The 18,796-nt window shown below is 31.7% G+C and carries 13 protein-coding genes and 3 pseudogenes; 2 read left to right on the top strand and 14 right to left on the bottom strand.

What is annotated here, in order from left to right:
* Window positions 1–704: 704 nt before the first annotated feature.
* Both JG780_RS10715 and JG780_RS06765 read right to left on the bottom strand, forming a co-directional pair.
* A pseudogene (locus JG780_RS10715) lies at window positions 705–854 on the bottom strand (winged helix-turn-helix domain-containing protein); the annotation flags it as partial.
* 132 nt (window positions 855–986) lie between these two features.
* Complete coding sequence (locus tag JG780_RS06765) at window positions 987–1,427, bottom strand: hypothetical protein (protein WP_287569725.1); 441 nt, start codon at window positions 1,425–1,427, stop codon at window positions 987–989.
* A 286-nt stretch (window positions 1,428–1,713) separates the two neighbouring features.
* Here JG780_RS06765 and JG780_RS06760 point away from each other — a divergent pair.
* Together JG780_RS06760 and JG780_RS10710 are read left to right on the top strand one after the other, a co-directional pair.
* Window positions 1,714–1,983: pseudogene (locus JG780_RS06760) on the top strand (IS481 family transposase); the annotation flags it as partial.
* On the top strand, window positions 1,940–2,173 hold the full coding sequence (locus tag JG780_RS10710) for a transposase (protein WP_353844452.1): 234 nt from the start codon (window positions 1,940–1,942) through the stop codon (window positions 2,171–2,173). The pseudogene JG780_RS06760 and the gene JG780_RS10710, both read left to right, overlap by 44 nt.
* Before the next feature lie 408 nt (window positions 2,174–2,581).
* On the opposite strand, the gene JG780_RS06755 is transcribed toward JG780_RS10710, so the two are convergent.
* From JG780_RS06755 to JG780_RS06700, 12 genes and pseudogenes are all read right to left on the bottom strand, one after another.
* Window positions 2,582–3,097, bottom strand: coding sequence for a DNA phosphorothioation-associated 4-like protein (locus tag JG780_RS06755; RefSeq protein WP_287569722.1), 516 nt, complete (start codon window positions 3,095–3,097; stop codon window positions 2,582–2,584).
* 30 nt (window positions 3,098–3,127) lie between these two features.
* Window positions 3,128–5,164 (bottom strand): AAA family ATPase, encoded by a 2,037-nt coding sequence (locus JG780_RS06750; protein WP_287569719.1) that lies wholly within the window; start codon window positions 5,162–5,164, stop codon window positions 3,128–3,130.
* Window positions 5,161–5,310, bottom strand: a complete 150-nt coding sequence (locus JG780_RS06745; protein WP_287569717.1) for a hypothetical protein — start codon at window positions 5,308–5,310, stop codon at window positions 5,161–5,163. Before JG780_RS06745 ends, JG780_RS06750 begins: the two co-directional genes overlap by 4 nt.
* 5 nt (window positions 5,311–5,315) lie before the next feature.
* The gene (locus JG780_RS06740) at window positions 5,316–7,487 is read right to left on the bottom strand and encodes a DEAD/DEAH box helicase family protein (protein WP_287569715.1); all 2,172 of its coding nucleotides are present in this window, start codon (window positions 7,485–7,487) and stop codon (window positions 5,316–5,318) included.
* A 29-nt stretch (window positions 7,488–7,516) separates the two neighbouring features.
* Complete coding sequence (locus JG780_RS06735) at window positions 7,517–8,686, bottom strand: aminotransferase class V-fold PLP-dependent enzyme (protein WP_287569713.1); 1,170 nt, start codon at window positions 8,684–8,686, stop codon at window positions 7,517–7,519.
* Window positions 8,687–8,702: 16 nt separating this feature from the next.
* Window positions 8,703–12,290 carry a hypothetical protein gene (locus tag JG780_RS06730; RefSeq protein WP_287569711.1) on the bottom strand — a complete coding sequence of 1,196 codons (3,588 nt, stop codon included), beginning with the start codon at window positions 12,288–12,290 and terminating at the stop codon, window positions 8,703–8,705.
* Complete coding sequence (locus tag JG780_RS06725; protein ID WP_287569709.1) at window positions 12,259–13,158, bottom strand: DUF4007 family protein; 900 nt, start codon at window positions 13,156–13,158, stop codon at window positions 12,259–12,261. Before JG780_RS06725 ends, JG780_RS06730 begins: the two co-directional genes overlap by 32 nt.
* Before the next feature lie 5 nt (window positions 13,159–13,163).
* Window positions 13,164–14,867 carry a phosphoadenosine phosphosulfate reductase domain-containing protein gene (locus JG780_RS06720; protein WP_287569707.1) on the bottom strand — a complete coding sequence of 568 codons (1,704 nt, stop codon included), beginning with the start codon at window positions 14,865–14,867 and terminating at the stop codon, window positions 13,164–13,166.
* A 170-nt stretch (window positions 14,868–15,037) separates the two neighbouring features.
* Window positions 15,038–15,121: pseudogene (locus JG780_RS06715) on the bottom strand (IS3 family transposase); the annotation flags it as partial.
* 1,561 nt (window positions 15,122–16,682) lie between these two features.
* Entirely contained in the window at window positions 16,683–16,970 is a 288-nt protein-coding gene (locus tag JG780_RS06710; RefSeq protein WP_287569704.1) for a hypothetical protein, read from the bottom strand.
* Between the two features lie 52 nt (window positions 16,971–17,022).
* Window positions 17,023–18,108, bottom strand: coding sequence for a DUF3854 domain-containing protein (locus JG780_RS06705; protein WP_287569702.1), 1,086 nt, complete (start codon window positions 18,106–18,108; stop codon window positions 17,023–17,025).
* Between the two features lie 16 nt (window positions 18,109–18,124).
* Entirely contained in the window at window positions 18,125–18,658 is a 534-nt protein-coding gene (locus tag JG780_RS06700) for a 5' nucleotidase, NT5C type (RefSeq protein WP_287569700.1), read from the bottom strand.
* Window positions 18,659–18,796: the final 138 nt, after the last annotated feature.

The raw sequence follows: 18,796 nt of genomic DNA, 5'->3' as shown, positions 1-18,796 counted from the left end.
ATTTGGAGTTTTAAAGAAAATTTTATCCAGATACATACAGCCCCTGTTTTCGGAAATAGGAAAACAGGGGCTTAAATTTTGCTTTGTCAACAAACTGAAGAAAGTTTATATTTCTATCTTACCTTAATACTCATTAAAACATAGTTAAAATAGTTTGGTAAATTCTGCCATTTCGATAATCATTATCCTATTTAAGTAAAAATCCTACAGTATTATATTTCTATTTTATCACAAGGGTTGTCTATTTTTCATCACCAAAATCCTACGATAATTTTACACTATGGTCTTTTGTTGTAAAAAATTTTAAAAAAATTTGGTCTTATACCTCATAAGTTGCTACTTTTTCTGGAAAGATAAAATACAATATATGGTAAAATATTTATGTCCTTCTCCTAATTTTATTTACTTTCACTTTTGTCTGGTAGAACCTTCATAACCTATCTTAACCCGGAAAACCAGCACCAAATCTTGAAAAACTCAGGAGAACAATTTTTAATTTTTTCTAGGAATTCTTTTGCTAATGTTTCAATGATTCCCTGATAAGTATTTTCCAGTCGTTGTTCGAAGAAACAGGTTTTCTTCCTCTTTTCTCTCTTTCGCCGTTGTGCTCCGGTTCCATGTCCCCCTACCCGCCAAGCCCGATATTCGGAAGAAATCTGGGCAAGATATTTTAAACCTATAGAACTGGGATTTATCACTAATATTTATAGGCCCCACTGGGTGATCCTAAACTGACCTCGGCTAGTAGTTTCCATAAGCCCTGCTTTTTGCAGATGGGCAAGAGTCCACTCTATCCTATTTCTGAAACGTGTTCCTCCGCTGGGTAGTTTTTCTGCCAGATCATTGTAAGAAAAACTGAATTTTTTGCCAAAACGTCATATGCTTTTCGTAACATATGTATTCGCCCATCCTCTGCCACCTTTAGAAGGAGCAGAAAAAATTCTTGAAAGCTTGGGACAGTTATCTTAGTATACTTCCCAAAGCACCTATTTTAAAGCTTCAAGGAGTTGATTGACCCACCCCTGAATTTGTTCTATTCTTTGAATCCACTCCCCTGGCTTCCATTGGCGAAGATCCTTTATCATATCTTCTACTGCCAGCACTTCGTCAAATCCATATTTTTCTATAACTGTCCTTCGCCCTTCAGGAAGCACAACTCCCCAAATTAAAACAGCTCCGTCAACTCTGATCTGGCTACCACCCACCCTAACCTCATAAGCTCCTGGATTTTTAGCTAACTCCAAAAATTTACAAAAGGCCTTCTGACTACGGTGATGCTCTAATTGCCAAGGTTCTCTAAGTGCTAAGTACCGATAATTTTCAAACTCCAGTTCGCATTTCATCTCTGCTACAAAAATCCGCCCTGTTTCCTTATGCCTCAAAGTAAAATCTAGAGTATGACCTCGTTTCTCACCCGGCTTATACAAAGTGGGACGTCCCAGATCTTCGTAAGGAGCCTGGGGATATTTACATCAATATCTGACCACTTCTTCATTAAAAAGCCCAAAAAAGCGAGAAAGGAATTTATCTCTTCCAGGGCAGCCGGTTTGGAATAACTCTACAAAGCTAACCAAACAAATCTCCCTCCTTGGTCGCTCAACATTTCCCAGAACCATCAACCGCTGATTCATATAATCGAAAAAGAATTTATTCCTTTGTAGGTACTCTGCCTAAAGAATGTCACGGAGTATACAACCAAAAATTTATAGGTTTAAAGATGAATTCATGGAAAGAGCTCAAAGGTGGCAGGATACCTAGAATTTTTATAGACCTCACAACGGTAAGGGAATGAATGGGAGGACACTGTTTGAAAAGTTTAGAGATTCAAAACTTCTGGTCTCCTCCCATGTATTCCTTTTCCCAACTATATTACTTGAGGATGTCTTCAGAAAAGTATGGGCTTTTTGTTCCCTATTTAGTAATAAATTAGGTGGTAAATATGTCTTCACCACGCGCCCTTTTTGTAAAAAAAACCAAAGATGAAAAGCTAGCTAAATTCTTAGAGTCTGTGCTCACTCAAATCCTGGTAACTCAGGCTACTGAGCAAATCAAAGCTGAATACTATAAAAGAACAGAAAAGAGGCAAGACTATCGTAACGGTTACTATTCAAGAAATTTAGTCACTAGAGTTGGTACCCTTCCCTTAAAGAGTTTCAAGACTTTGCAATGGTAAATTTACCAGTGGCCTTTTTAACCGTATATTCCCAAGTCTGGAATCTGGTATTCGTCTAATTGGAGCTTTATTAATAGAACAGGAAGGAAGTATTTTAGACATGAGAGAGTATTTTGAGTAGCAAAAAGAGGTTTCAAAAAATCAAATGAAAAGGTTATTCCAATAAAATGCCCTTTATCACCACCCCTTAGTTTTTAGTAACTGCCGAAAGCACTCGTTGTCAAGGACGAGCAAAAGCCGGCAATAGCGTATCCTTGACACCAGGGGGGCAGAGGCAGTACAATGAATTGAACGGTGGTGATAAAGAAAGTTCATATTCTAACCAGAGGGATTTTACACAAAAATTTGGACTTGACCTGCTATGCTCAAAAGCAGAGCTAATTCGTAACAAATTTATTACTTCAACATTTAATAATCTTTTAATATTTCTTTAATAAGCGTTGAATCACTTAGTTTATTTTCTCCATTAGATACCATGATTTCTCTTTGAAAATCATTGACAAATTCTACAAAGTTACCTATGTAATCTCCATCATTTTCTTCTATTATTTTTTCATATAAAACTTCAATTCCGCCTAACACATACTCATTAAATATTTTCATATTTTCCTTTATTACTTCCTCATCAGTCGAAAAAACTCTTTCTATTCTTTTTTCAAAATCCTCATTAAAATTATCATTTTTATAACACAAAATCACTAATTTATATGCAAATTCTAAATGCTTTCTTTCAGCTACTAACTGTTCAGCAAATATTTTAGCAGTATCATCTTCAGTTTCATCTATAGAAGCTGTCCTGTTATAGTATAATCCAACAATTGGTGCTATGATATACACATCAATATACCGGGGAAATAAAACTTCACTTAATTTCTTTACATATGTAGCATGTTTCCCTTTAAAAGCATATTCTCTTTCAAACATAGTACTCCTCCTTATATATTGTATAAAATATTAAGTTTTTCTAATAATTGTATGTGTTTCAGAGATTTTTTGAAGCTCATATCTAGCCGCTATTTTGCTTTCTAGTACTTTCTGCGCATAGTTCCAATCTTTATTCATTATAAACATAATCACTTGCTCTGCTATCTCAGGAAGAATTCTTGAAACACTCTCTACATGAATTTCATCTACATTTGAAAATGGGGCATCCATCACTAAAGGATATGGCTCTGTATCCAGTTCTATATTAAATTCATCATCATCTTCAAAACCAAAGTTAAGCTTACTACTATTTGTTATTTTTTCTCGTGCTAATTGTATTATTCCCCCGATGAATGCAAAACTCATTACGGTTTCTAAGCCTCTTGATTCATCTGCTTTGTTTTTCAATTCATCATTTAAATATTCAGTTATTATTTGATAATCGTAGTTAGAATCAATAATTATTTTTCTCCCTTGTCCATGATACATTTTTAAAAAAATCTCATTTACCTTTTCATTTAGCTTTTCTCTGATCTCTTCTTCTTTTTGTTTGTAAAATCTCTTCAAAGAATCAGAAAGATATTCAGCATATTTAATGCATAACTTTATAAATCTGTTGTTCTCACTTTTATCAGCTAACTTACTCAGCTCTTTGTTTTTTTCCTCTATATCCTTCTCAATTACTCCTAGCCTTTTATACATCTCACTCTTTCTACTTTCTTCTTGCTGTTTCAGCTTAATCCAATTTTCTTTTTCCCCCTTGAGATATCTCAAATCCTTTTTGTCGCCTATTTTTTTCATTATATTTTCATTGTCCTCTTCCAAATTCTTAATATCTTCTCTGCAACGCCAAATTCCTTCGTAAATCTCTTTTATCTCGTCAATAAATCTCTTACCATCATTTTTGTATGAATAAGCATCTGCTAAAAACTCATTCACTGCTGTTCCAATATATTTAGGTGGTAAATATTCTCTTAATGCTACTAACCTTTTGTATTCCTCGCTGTCTTTTAAAATTCTATTTCCACATATACATACACCTTGTTGAATTATGTAATCAATAGTCTCGGTAGATATTTTCGGTACAACCTTAATAGATGAATTGAATTTAATTAAATCATTTTCTATTTTCTCAACTAACGGAGTAACAAAAAAAGCAAATAATTTATCTTGAATAATACTTCTTAATCTTTTCTCCTTCTCTTTTAATGTTTCATTTAAAGTATTGATTAACCTCTTGTTTGAATCAATTTTAGTCTGTAGAGCAGCAGTTTCCTCATTTTTTCTTAAAATTTCCTCTATGTCATTTATCTTTTGCTCATAATTTTTTATATTATCTTCTACAGTCTTTATCATTCTCTCTACTTCTTGTTTTTCCATTTCTAAATTATTTATCGCTTCTTTCAATACTTTTATTCTTTCTTCTCCTTTTTCATCTAAGCTATTTCTCAACATACCAATCACACTATTTTTGGGCTTGCCTGATAAATGCTCAATTGCATTTACAATTTCTGCTAACCCAAGAATATTACGCACCGCGGTTGTTAATTCTTCTTTGCCATCTTTATTTCTTTTGGCAAGATTACCTATACGCTCACCGTCAAAGAAAAAATAATAGGAGAGTTCTTCAGGCAAGATTTTATTTATAGTATCTATAATATCATATTCCCTTATGATTGGCTTTATATTTCCTTGTTCATCTTTGTAAAACATTTCAATTTTGGAAGGTAAAGGTTTTGGTTCATTTGCTCCAATGTGTATATATTCTTGTTTCCTTGTTACAGTATATTCAATACCTCTGTCAACAAGTACGAGCGAGACCTTCACCTCTTCTTTATCTCCCTCTTTCATTGAGTTAGCAATTTCTAAGTTAAGCAAATTTCCTTTGCTTTTAAAATCTGCCTTTCCATATAATACCCAATAAAATGCTTGAATCAAAGTGGTTTTCCCTGCAGTATTATTACCACATACAACTATTACATTTTTATTGCCATAAACAGGAAATGTAATGACTTGTTCCCCCTTAAACTGCCTAAAATTCTTGAGGATTAGTTGCTTTAATATCATCTTTTTAGTTCCTCCTCAATAATTTTCTTCAATTTTTCCACCATATCAATATTTCTTTCTTTCTTGGTTTTTAAATTTTCTCTCTCTATACCAATTATTTTAATTAACATCCTTTTAGCTTTTCTCTTATCAATAATCTCCTCCATAACCTTCATCCTCCTTTGAAAACATCGAACATATCATAAACCTCTTTTATCTTGCTTATCAGCTCAAATCCTTCACTTGAATTTAAAGATATTCTACAAAACTCTTCAATTCTTGCAATTTCCCGCCTAACTAGTGAAATATCATATTTTACCTCTTCCCAGCTCTTATGTTTAACCTCTTCAAGTGGTCTTGGTAATATAACAAAATCATAAATAGTGGCATATGCCTTGCCTTTAGCTAGCCTCAAAATCCTGCCTCTTCTTTGTATGTATTCCTTAGGATTTGTTGTGCTTGCAAGTATAAAAGCAGTTTTTATAGCTGGAATATTAAACCCCTCATCCAAACATTTTATTGCTACAATTGCTTGTATTTTTTCTCCTTTTTCAAACTCTCTCTTGATCCATTCTCTTTCTTCGATTGACTCTCTCGATGTAAATCTTGTAACTTTCATACTTAATTCCTTACCCAATATCCTCGTTACTTCATCAATCTGCCTAATACCAAACTTTGTTGTGTCATTATCACCTTTAAAATCTTCATATGACATATTCGAAACACCACAATATACCAGTATATGGGTATCATTAGTATAAGGCTTTATATGTCTTTTTAATAAATCCAACTTTATCTTTGCACCCGCAATAATCTTTGCTCTTTCTAATGCTATTTGCTTTGCTTTCTCATTTAGTATTATATAATAATTTCCATATTTATCCTCATCAATTTCTATATATTTCCCTAATTCTCTGGACAATCTGTTGTACTCTACAAGTTCCTCTTCTGTTAAATATCCTACTATGGGATAATAGTAATAGGGAGTTAACATTCCATTTTTAATAGCAAGCTCAATTGGATAATTAATGCACTCATTTCCAAAATAACCATAAATTTTCTTTGTGCCTTCAGGATCAAAGTGCCTTTCTATAGTTGCTGATAACCCTAAGCGATATGTGAAATTGTTTAATAACTTTTTAGAAAGTTTTTCTGCACCAAAATAATGGACCTCATCAGCTACTATTAAAGAATTGCGATTTAATTTAGCAAGTTGCTTCTGTACATCATTAGTTGAAAATGTTGAATTTGTAGTAATAAAACAAAAATTTTGAACAAACCCCAAATTATAATCTCTTACTGTTTGTTTCAGCCTACTTAACCATTCTTTTTGAGATGAGCCTGAATAGCCAATGATGGGTTTTACATTCCACTTGCAAACTTCTTCAGCCCATTGCTCAACCAAATGCTGAAACGGACAAACAATTACAACTGCAATTTTGTAATTCAATTTTTCTGCAAGTTTACTTATAGCACCCAGTGCAGTTACAGTCTTTCCCGTACCTGTTGCCATGTTGAAAATTCCTTGTCCATTGTTTGAGAGCCAGTTTTCAATAGCCTCAAGCTGGTAATCTCGAAATTGTAAATCTTGGGGTTTGACAAATATACTTTCTCTCTTTTCAGATTTATAATTCACAAAGAATTGTTTTTTATCAATGTCTAAATCAAGATGTGGTTTCATATATTTTTTCAATCTCTCATATCCTACTTTTGGAAAATCAATAACTCTAACTTTATACGTTCTATCATGCCACAAATCGTCAAAATTCTTTTCCTTCTCTTCCACTCTTGTTCTTGAGTCTTCTCCCATCCAAGACATGAAAACATCTATAGATTCAAAATTATTCATATAAGCTGTCTTTGTTTCATTCAAAGATCCTGTAAAGGCTATTTTATTTCCTTTTTTGTCGATCATTATTCCTATCTTTTCATGATATATTCCTACTTCATTTTCATTCTCCATAAAGGCGAGCTTTATATCCAAATAACCCATTGCTATAAGATGTGCTAAAAGATTTAACCTTTCTTCTTCAAAATAGTCTTTCGGCTCTTGAAATGAGTCTAATATCCTTTTTTCTATAATAGCTCTTTTTTCATATCCTTTTCTAATTGCCTCAATATCTTCTTTAGTTAAAGCTGGTGAAGCAACAATGTATATCTTTCCATTGTTCTTCACCAGCCCATATAAACCTTTTGTGATTTCAATTAAAGATGTAGAAGAAAAAAAGCCAACTGCCCTTTTATACACTACTGTTTTTTCTAAAGCAGGTATTAAAAAATCTCTCACAATATCATCATTCGATGACCTGTAAACCATTTTCAAGCTCAATTCATCAAAACTCATTTCCCTTTTACACCTTCGATATCAAAATTTCAATAAGCAATAATCTTTTTCAAGCAGTCAACAAGATATTTGATTTCATTTTCATTATTGAAATATCCCACACTTATCCTTACTGTTCCGCCTCTTTCGACTGTGCCTAAAAATCTATGAACAAACGCTGCACAATGAAAACCTGCCCGGGTCGCAACATTAAATCTCCTGTCCAAAATATAACTAACTTCATCAGCTCTATATCCATCTAAATTTAAGGAAACTATTCCCATGTGATTTTGTAAATCCAAAGGCAAATACAATTCGATTTCTAAATCTCTTAATTCCTCTATTAAGATTTGTGTAAGTTCTTTTTCCTTTCTTTCCATTTCTCCTTTTTTCTTTGAAATCCATTTGAGTGCCGCATTCAATCCAGCGATTGCCACAATGTTAGGACTACCTGCCTCAAACCGTTGAGGGAGGCTTTCTGGCATCTCAAGGTTGAGTGAATCACTGCCAGTACCGCCAACAACAAATGGCTCTAACACTTCTTTGGAATAACTTTTTGGATTTGCAATAAAGCCTCCCACTCCAAAAGGCCCATATAAATTTTTATGTCCAGCAAAAACTACAAAGTCTGCATTCACTTCGTACAAATCTAAATTTATAAGCCCCATTGATTGTGCAGCATCCAAAACAACTTTCGCTCCATATTGTTTTGCTAAAGTACTAATTTCTTTAACTGGCAAAATAAAGCCTGTCACGTTACTAATATGAGTTATAAAAACATAATCAGGTTTATTCTCTTCAAAAAGCTTCTTAGTTTTATCAATATCCCATTCAAACGTTTCTTTATTAAATGGTAACTCTATTATTTTGATATTTCCCTTTTTGGATATTTTATAAAGAGGTCTCAAGACAGAGTTATGTTCAAACGGAGAAACATAAATATTAAAAGCTTTATCCCATCTCAATCCATTAACAATTGCATTTAATGCTATTGTTGCAGAGGGAAATAGAATGACATATTCACTTCTATTAACGTTCACTAATTTAGCAATTAATGCTCGGGTTTCAGCAATAATTTCTTCAGCATCTTTTGCACCTTTATATAATCCTCTACCTGCATTAAAAGCTAAATTTCGATTGACATAATCCATTTGGTCATAAACTATCTGAGGTTTAGGATATGTTGTTGCAGCATTATCTAAGTATATAATTCTCTCCATTCTCCTCTCCCTCAAATCACTTTAGATGTTCTAATATGATTGAAACTAATATATTAAGTTTCTCAATATCGTCAATTGAACTACCAAATTCATTTAATATCTCCTCTATAGCATTTTTCGATGTTTTCCCTATTTCTGAAATCTCAACCTTTTCTAATATTCTGGCCACTTCACTGTTGCCATTGTTATACGAAATTTTTATAAAATCTGTAATAGATTTATTCTTATGTTCTCGCAAGTTTCGAATTATATCCTTAATTTTTTCAATGAATTTTTTATAGCTGTCATCATTCCAATTATAAATATCAATGCCCAACAGAATTGAGGATAAATCAGATACAATTTTTCTGTCTTCATAATCATCTAACATTTTTATATATTTCAAAAAAGAATTAACTGTCTCATTAGTAAATCTGTTTTTGATCATTTCAGGTAATGATAAATACCACTTTCTCAAACCACTTGCAAAGGTACTTTCATTATCTATGCCTAAAATATCCTTAATCTCTGCAACCATACTTTTTATAACTTCGTCCAAATAATTATCAAGAATTTTCTTAACCTCTTTTATTTTTACAGCAACTTCCTTATATGAACTACTATCAAAAATTTTCAAAAGTTTATAACTAATGAATTCAAAGGAATTTTGTTCTACTTTAGAAATCTCCCTTTTGAAAGCTTTCAATTGTTCTAAAGAACAAACCTCTTCTATTTCAATTCTGTCAGTATTTTGTGTTATAGGAGGTAATGAAAAATACCATCTTCTCATAGCATGATAAATTTTTGCATATCTGCTTTTGTTGTTATCCATCATGTAATCCCTAAATAGACTTTCTAACTTCTCAAGATAACTTTCTTTTTCAACTGCATTCTCATCAACAAATAAAGAATATTGGCCAGGATTTTTATTTATCTCATTAAAGATGGCAGGAGTAAAATCTATTTCTTTATCATTATAGTAAAACACAGCGTTAGAAAGTAAATTTTTTATTTTAAAAGCTAAGTACAAAGGTATAATTCCTTTTCTAAGACCATACGGTGGGTTTTGCAAGGTTTCATATAACACACTAAATGATTTCTTCTGCCGCGAGACATTTTGTAGAAAACTTTCCACTTCTTCTAATACCTTTTTTAGATTAGAATCTTTGCATTCTTCGTCTAACAAACCTTTGTTTATGAGAACACACTTTAATATAGTCTTTTCTGGTTTATTTCCTTCTATATCATCATACTTTCCCTTTAAAACATACTCAATTGCTGCTGTTAATGCTTTTTGTATTTGAGATGTTAAGTTATTTTTATTGATCATTTCATTATTTATTATTGGAGTTGAATTGTACACTCTTTCGCATATATCAGACAAAAAAGAACTAAGTTGCTTTTCAGTTTCTATTCTTTGAATACCTTTATTACATGTATAAAACTGGCATGCATTGTAATCAAACAAATTTTCTAAATAATCATATATTAGTTGTTCGACATCTTCTAATAAAATTTCCAAATTACATATAAGCATTTCATCTTGCTCTTTTATTGCTTCTTCTAGTAAGAGTTGTAACGCCAAATATTCTCTCAACTCTTCTATCTTTTCAAATGATCTCTGGGAAATACAAAGAATAATTCTTTCGTCATTTATTCGTCTTATTTTTTCTATAGCTTTCTTTATGTCTTCTTTATTGTGCCATATTAAGTATATTATATATCCATCTGCAAATTTTATATTTTCTAAGTCTTTATATCCATTGATACGTTCTAATTCTTTCAACTCCATAAATATTTTGTAAAAGTATCTTGTCATTTCGAAATTATCATTATATCTTCGAGGCAAACTAAACTCTGAACCTCTTATCTTTGCAATTACTTGGCTTATATTTACATCCTTTACTTTCAAAGTCTTGTACAAATTAATTTTTTCATCTAAGTCTCCTACCCTCGAAACCAGAAAATCTAAAAATTGATTGCTCTTCCTCTTAACCAAAATTTTTTTTCTTAGTAAATCTTGAATAATTTTCTCAAAATTCTCTTCATCAATTTGCAAAGCACATCTTAAAAATTCTTCCTTAGGTGGTAATCTCTCTGTTTCGTCTACCATATAGAATATTGCTAATGCTTTCAATATCTTTCTTTCATCATCACTAGCTGCTAATTGTAATGCTCTTTGGACAATTGAATAAATTTCTATTATTTTTTTGTTAAAAATCTCTTTTTTGAACGAAAATTCAAAATAGTCAAAAAGCACATCTACATTTAGTAATTCAATTTTATCCCCATTAAACCTCTTCTCAATAAAATGTAAAAAGCCTCCTTTTTCATGTCCAGTCAAAAAAGTAAAAAGTGTCCTTTCATTCTGTGCTGCTAACTCACATAATTTAGGCAATACAAATAACGTTACTGGATTTAACGGAAAACACTTTTTAGCTAATTCTTTCAGTTCTTCTTCACTATATATGGGTGAAAACAAACTTTTTGCCTGTATAAATACCTCCTCAATCTTGTTTTTATATCTATTCCAAATAATGTTAAACTTTGTTCCATCTTTCTTTATTACTTGTTCTATCAAACTATAATCATCTTTCATTGTATTTATGAAATAAATTTCTCTAAACCTACCCTCTATTGCTCTGAATTGATCTTGATGTATTGATAGGGCATTTTTGAGATAATGGTCAAATGGTTTATGCATAATTCCATCAAAGAAAATTAGGCCTTCACCATCTCTTTCAACCGCTTCAGCTATATCTTGAATTATCTTTAGCTGTGGATTCTTTTTTTCACTTACAGCCTCTTCAATAAATTTACTAAATTCATCAAAAACAATATAAATTCCATTATATAACTTTGTTTCTCTAAGCTTGTATGAAAATGCTTTATATGTATTTACTACATCATCATTTAATAAAGGATCAAATTCTGCACCTGCTGTAATTTTTTTGTATATTTCTGTAAATATGTTATATGTATCAAAATCGTATTCTTTTAATTTCTTTATAAAATCTTTTTTTGTAATGTTCAACTGTTTCAAATATTCTTCCAACTTTTCAGAAGCCTCTGGATATTCATTACTCCATGAATTTATTTTTTCTACTGCTGCATCAAATGAAGTAAAAATCTTTAACTTTGAAAGATTTTCCCTTTCAATTGCTTCATTTAAAGCTGATAAAAACATCTGCTGAATATTTTTATATGAGTAATTTATTATTACAGGCATATAAGAGATCTTTTTCTTTATAATCTCATCAATTATTTCAACAACTTGTGAATCGATTCCGCTTATTTTCTCAATTAATTCATTCAAAATAGCTATCTTTGCGCTACTTTCCTTACCAGTTTCTTTTTGCAATGACAAAATAAAAAGTAGAATAAGATATACATAAGATTTTCCCTTCCCATAAGGTCCAATAACAATATTGGCTTTCTTATTTTTGCTCAACACATTCAACAATAAATTTTTTAGTAGTGCTACATTCTTCTCTGTTGGTATAAAAGCTCTTATTTTTTGTAAATTATTTAAATCATACCTCAAATTTATTGAGTAGTTATAAGCTTCTTCTACTTCAATGAAATCACTATACTTAGTTATAGGCATATTTATCTCCTGCTTCATGAGTGTAATACTCCTCCAAAACATCATTTTTGCTATTTAAATTCACATAAAGGGTATGTAGACCTGCAGTCCTTACTATTTTGACATATTCTTGCTTTTCTAACATTTCCAAATATCGATAAAAAGTAAAACTATCGATATTGAATATCTTACCAATCAAGTTACTTCTAAAGACTGCTTCTTCTAAATCAATAGATGCCTTACCAGTTAAATAATCTGCGAGAGCATATAAAATAACTAATGGCGACAACAAAGTGAAATTAGGAGTTCCTTTTTCATACACACCCTTTTTTCTGTCTTTTAATTTAATTAAACCCAATTTAGCAAATGGAGATATTAGATTATCCTCAGGTAGAACTTCTTCATATCTATTGTATAAATACATTTTTATGATACATTCACAATCATCTTCTAGGGACCGAGTCGAATATTTTGTTGGTTTAAAAATTTTCTCAAATTTATCTTTCACAAGCTCAAAAAGTTCTTGCTTTGAAAAATATTTAGCATCTATGTGATTAAAAAATAAATACCATGATGTACAATATTCCTTGTTAGTTACGATATTATAGTGAAGTATCCACAATGTAAAATAGTCCTCAAAATACGGATCATATTGTTGTATTCTTTCTCCTAATGATGTAATCCTCAAAATTTTCTTATCATCACTATATTCCAATAATCCTGTTGAAATAAGCCAATACTTTATGGCACTTACCATATTCGCTCCAACGCCTAAAATCTCATTTGCTTCTTTTTTATTGAACAAATCTGGCCCAACTAATCGGAATTTCTTTAATCCTTTTTGAAGCCAGCCTTCTCTGATATAAAACGAACCATGCCCCTTTAATTTATATTTGATACTTTCCATAATACTTAAACACCTCTTTTTATAGTTAACACCTTCCTTATATAACATCCTCCATCAAAATAATGGATACACTTTCCACATCTTATGCATTTACTATCATCTATTTTGTACTCATTCCCAATGATTTTTATCGCACCCAAAGGACAAATTCCCTCACAAGCCAAGCACCCTATGCACATCTGATACTTAGTAATTTGAGCATCTATTTTTTGTTTTATTATTTTTGTTTTATTGCCATATACACTGACTTTTAAATTTGTATCACCCTCTATACCCTGCAACTTTAATACTACATTTTTGTTCCTATCAAGAACATAAACTTCTCCCAATAACTTATTTCCTATTTCAAAATTCAATTCTCCAAACGGTTTGAAATATTCATATAGTTGTTTAGAAATTGGCTTTTTAAGTTCGTAATAAAGAGTGTTTTCATCACTGCTACAAGGTTTATAACTGATAATTGAGTTAGTGCTATATTCTAAACCTTCTCCACCTTGCCTTGCCTTCCACTTACCTTCTTTAACATAAACTTCTGCATCTTCTTTCCCTAACCTTTTTGCAAAATCCACAAGTAACGTTTCCCACTTTTCGGTCATTTCCATCATATATATTCGTGATAAAAATTCCGACCACTCACTATTGTTTGGACAACACCAACAACCTACTCTTGTATAGCCTAACTTGTATGCTTCATTAAAATCAATTCCTGTGGTTAGAATATAAAGCCATACATCAAAATTTGTCCAATTAAATATAGGAGAAATTACTACTTGCTTGGTAATTTTAGGGCTTATAGTAACTTCACTATACTTACTTCTGCTATTACTTTCACTACTTCTAATTCCATAAAATGTCAACACTTTTTCTTTATTTTTGAAAAGTATATTAATTTTTTTGGTGATCGGACCAGTTTTGAAGACTGTACAACACCATCGCATCACTCTGCTTGGTGGTCCTAAAATATCACACAATTCAAAAAAGTTTGCATCTTTATTACTTGCAATAATTAGTGGGGTATATGGATTGTTTTTTCTAAATCTATTTACATACTCAGTAGTAAAAGGAAATTCTAATGTAGTGTCCCCATGAATATGGATTATCTTTGACGTGCTTAAAGCTTTCATTACCAAATCACTAACTACTGTAGAATCCTTTCCACCGCTAAAAGATATAAATATTTCATCCAAACTATAACCTTTAGTATTTTCTTTTATAAAATTTTTTGCATCAAAGAATAACTTTTCAAAGTGGAAAGCATTTGCCTCAATAAATTTTTTGATTATTTCATTAAATTTTTTTTCTCCTTCCTTATCTTCAATCTCTCTTAGTTTACGATGAACTTCTTTTATATCTGCCTCTGATATATTTTTGTAAATTTGTTTTTTATTTATTCGCAATTCTTTACCATCTATGAAATATCTATTACCAGTAATATCAGCCCAAACTGATGAGTATCTGAACTCAAGAGGTTTTTTAAGTATTATTTCTATTAGTAACCTTTCTTTTGGAAAAACTGGTCGAACATCCGTAGCTAGATATTTGCCATAAGACCCACATATTTCACACTTATCGGTATAAATTGGTATATTGCATTTCTCACAATAGTATATTTTTGAAGTTAAAGACATTTTTTTGTTACATTTTGGACACTCAGACAAATATAAATCGTAATATTCTAACTTACAGTTATCACAATACCGTATAATCATAGTTTACACCCTTGAACTGTATATTATATTTTACTATTTTTGAGTATATCACCTTAACGCATGTAGTTAAATAACCTTCCATAAGGATAGTGTAAAATATTATTGGATTTTACGTCCATATAGTAGACACAAAAACTCGAAATTTTTATGCTAACTTTTTAACTATGCTCTCAAATTGCCTGTGGAGTCATATAGCCTATGCTACTATGAAGTCTTTTTCTATTATACCAAGACTCAATGTATTCAAATATAGCTCGTCAAGCAGCATCAAAATCACAATATATGTAACCAAATTTGCTTCTTCCTTAAGCTTTACAATAAAGAAATACATGCCAAACGAAAGCTTATTTTGAAGCACCAAATGCTAGAACAGCAAGAATGTTATTAAATTAAGTATTAAATAAATTAGAGATTTCGTATGATTAATCTTTTTTTATTACAAAAAAACAAAGCTTTCGAAAAAGCAAATACTCTACCTCTCGGATGTAAGTGCTTAACAGCACTGCCTCCGATTTCCTTTGCTTTTATTACCACCAATAGAACTTATGGGCGCCGAAACAGCCGCATAAGTTCTATTGGATCATGTCAAAAAAATGGATAACCAATCCAATTTTAATATATTCGACATAAAATAATATTTTCCTTCTTTTTTAAGGAAATTTTTTTATATTTTTAGCAAAATTTTAGGATAAGCCGGCGGGAATCCTTTTGAATTTATTGATGAGATAAAAGCGGATTGTCAGTAAAAACAAAAAAGCCTCTACGGAATCCAATATTTGAAGATCTTGCTGCAACTTAGGATTTATACGCAAAGTTTGCAAAGATAGACGTTTTTAGATTAAAAGTTCTCTAAAAAAAACCTATATAGGTGAAATGAAAAAAATGTTCACCCCACCTAGTTCATAAAAAAACGTATTAGAAATAGGTGAACATATAGAACAAGTAGGAAAGTTATTAACCCATATAGTTTGTTAAAAACACCTTTAGTCAGAACTATATAAGAAGATTCAAAGGTGTTATCAACCCATATAGTTCATTAAAAACTGAGGCTTCAATATTTTTAAAACCTCTCCCTTCTTACGTTATCAACCCATATTAGGTTATTTAAAAGCGAAACAAGAGAGATGTTTTTGCAGTGAGGCTGTAATAAAAAGTAAGAAACAATCTATTTTAAATTATGGAAATTTTTTGTTAATTTAGAACAATTTTTATTTATAAGCCCATACTCTTTGAATTTTTCCTTTTTATTTTCACACAAAAATACTCTTTTAGAATTATTCTAACATAAAAATAAAGGTGCAGCAACTCCTTTATAACAGGGGTCCGTGTCAAGATTTCGTAGGTAAAAAATTTTTACAACTGACCTCACCGTTAAAAATCTAGGAGTTTAAAATTAGCAGTTTATATATATTGCTAATTATGTTAAATTATTACTTCAATAAATCATAAATATCCGCTTTCTTTTTTTGCTTTTTTAATGTAAAATATATACTAGAATTGTTTACTCCTCAAATACCTACTGCTAATCCATTTGCTCGTATTAATTCCTTTAAAACGTATTTTATCCATGGCTTGCTCGCAAATGGACCTTCCAGTATCGGTAATGAAACTCTTAACCATTCTTCTATGTTTTCTTCCGTGTATTTTCTTTTTTCCCCTGTTGCACCGGCTGCATTATCTTTTTTATTTTATCTCTGACCTCACTTTCCTTTGTTTTGATTTTTGATTTTTTCCGGTGAGGTCTTTTTTTCTACATCTATACCTCATTTTCCTGATTCGTTACCTACTGAAATTTTACACTATCTATAAACTATGTCATTTTCTTTTGGGAATGAAATTTTCTCCTTTATCAACCACTGTTTTAATAACAATTTTATCTGGTTTTTCAAATGTCCCTGCTATGGTTATATTTGCAAAAGTATTTATAATAACAAAATCTTGATTAACTTTACCGTCTCCAAGCTCTTCTTCAGCACTTTTAATAGTATCTGGAATTAATTCTCTAACTATGCTTCTATCATTTATTCGTTCTAATGAATGAGGAGAAAACTCTATCCAGCCTTCACTTCCCCAAAGCTCTATTAGTTTTAAAATCTTATCCAATTTTAAACTCCCCTTCTTCAAAATTTAAAAAAAGAGAGGCCAAAAGCCTCTCTCACACAACTTGCTTTTGTTTTTGCTTTCTCTGCGCTAGGAGGTAGTCATCTATCCCTTTGTATCTGCTGTCCCATGTCTTTGTGCGAACTTCAAAACCTGCTTCAACGAGTTTTCTTTCCAACTTTTCTTTTGCCTTCTGTACTGCCGGGTTTGTTAGTACGTCCATATCAAAAGCAATATAAACCTTTTCTGCCTCTAATTCCTTTAGTACAACTTCTATTCCTTTTATTGCTGTAACTCCAGGTACAGACACAAACGTAAAACGTGATAGATAATGTGCTACATCCGCCTTTAGGGGGCCTTCAGTGATAATAACAACTTTAGAAGGCTCTCCATGGACTCCCTGCCATGCATGGGCAGGTGTGCCGTTTAATTTGTTTCTGGACGAGAACCAGACATATTTTCCGAACTCTTCTTCGTCCAGTCTTATTTGAAAGCCCTGTATCCGTCCCTGTACGTCTTTTACAGGGATTAAAAAGCCTTTGTAATCTACAAAATCCCAGTACTTTTCTCCGTCCTTTTCTCTTTGGTAAAAACCCGGAATACCTTTTAGGTTATACCCTTCCTTTATTAACTCCCTACATATTCCCCAGCGCTGCTGGGGTTCTTCCGGCAGGGACTTATAGAGATTTTTTGCTGTTTCCTCCCATGATAACCCTCTTTTGATGAGGTTTCGCAGGTGCTCAGGGTTTAAAATAAGTTTGTTTAGAAAAGCCCTGTAGGTTCTATCTCTTATTCCGATTGGTGCTACAGTGTTTTGTTTAACTTTTTTTACAGGAGGGGTTAAAATGATATTTTCATCAGCCTCTTTTTCCATAAGCTCTTTGTACGCCTCTTTTCTGTCGATGTCTCGCATTTTGGCGTACAGACCGATTGCATATCCTTTTTTTCCACAGCGTACACAGTGATATGCATCTTTTTCAATATTTAAATACAAATGCCCGTGCGTTGGATTTTTTGAATCTCCGCAGAACGGGCATCTTGCAATGTATTCTTCACTTGAAGCTCTTTTTAGAATATTTATTCCGAGTTTTTTTGCGACGTTTAGTATAGAAAGCCTTTTGTCATAATCGTAATTGGACATTTTTAAATCCCCTCCTTTAAAAACTGTAAAGTATAGCATTTTTATAGACACGAAAATCTTTTGTGTAAGGCCACTCTGGAATGATTACAGTTTTATTTAAAGAAATAAGTTTTTGTATTTGTTGAGGATCGTCTTCACAGTATATATCAGCATCAAGAAGATGTTTTTCTTTTGTAAAATATACCTCAAAACCAGGAAAATATTTCCTTACCCACTCTTCTGTAAGGGCTTTTAATTTTAAGTTTCTGCTCGTTACAAAAACTACTTCTGGACCAAGTGTAATGAAAGTTGCTATAAATTTTGTTGTAGTAGGAATAAGGCCTGCATTGAAAAGAATGTTTATCCCTTCTTCAGAAACCCAAAAATCTTCTGTTAGTTCGGGATTGGGATATAAATTTATGTTGTATCCTGTTTTCTTTAATTCCTTGTTGACATTGATAAGGGTATTGTCAATGTCAACTGCAACTATTTTCCCGTGTATTGTATAAAGCATTTTTAAAAATTTGTTTAATTCTTTTACTTTCCCTGAAAAATAAACTATCTGTTCCATTTTCACTTCCTCCTTTTGATAAATTTAAAAAGGAGCTATACGGAGACGTATCTCCGCAGCTCCTTTTTTGTCCTCATGATTATGTCTGGTCCGCCTTCAATCCACGGGTTTGTGTTTTTGTAAACTGTTATTATACCT

It is taken from the genome of Thermosipho sp. (in: thermotogales) (assembly GCF_020054775.1).
In the GTDB taxonomy this organism is placed as follows: domain Bacteria; phylum Thermotogota; class Thermotogae; order Thermotogales; family Fervidobacteriaceae; genus Thermosipho; species Thermosipho africanus.
The sequence above is the reverse complement of the archived record's forward strand: the minus strand, read 5'-3'. Positions and strand labels throughout refer to the sequence as shown.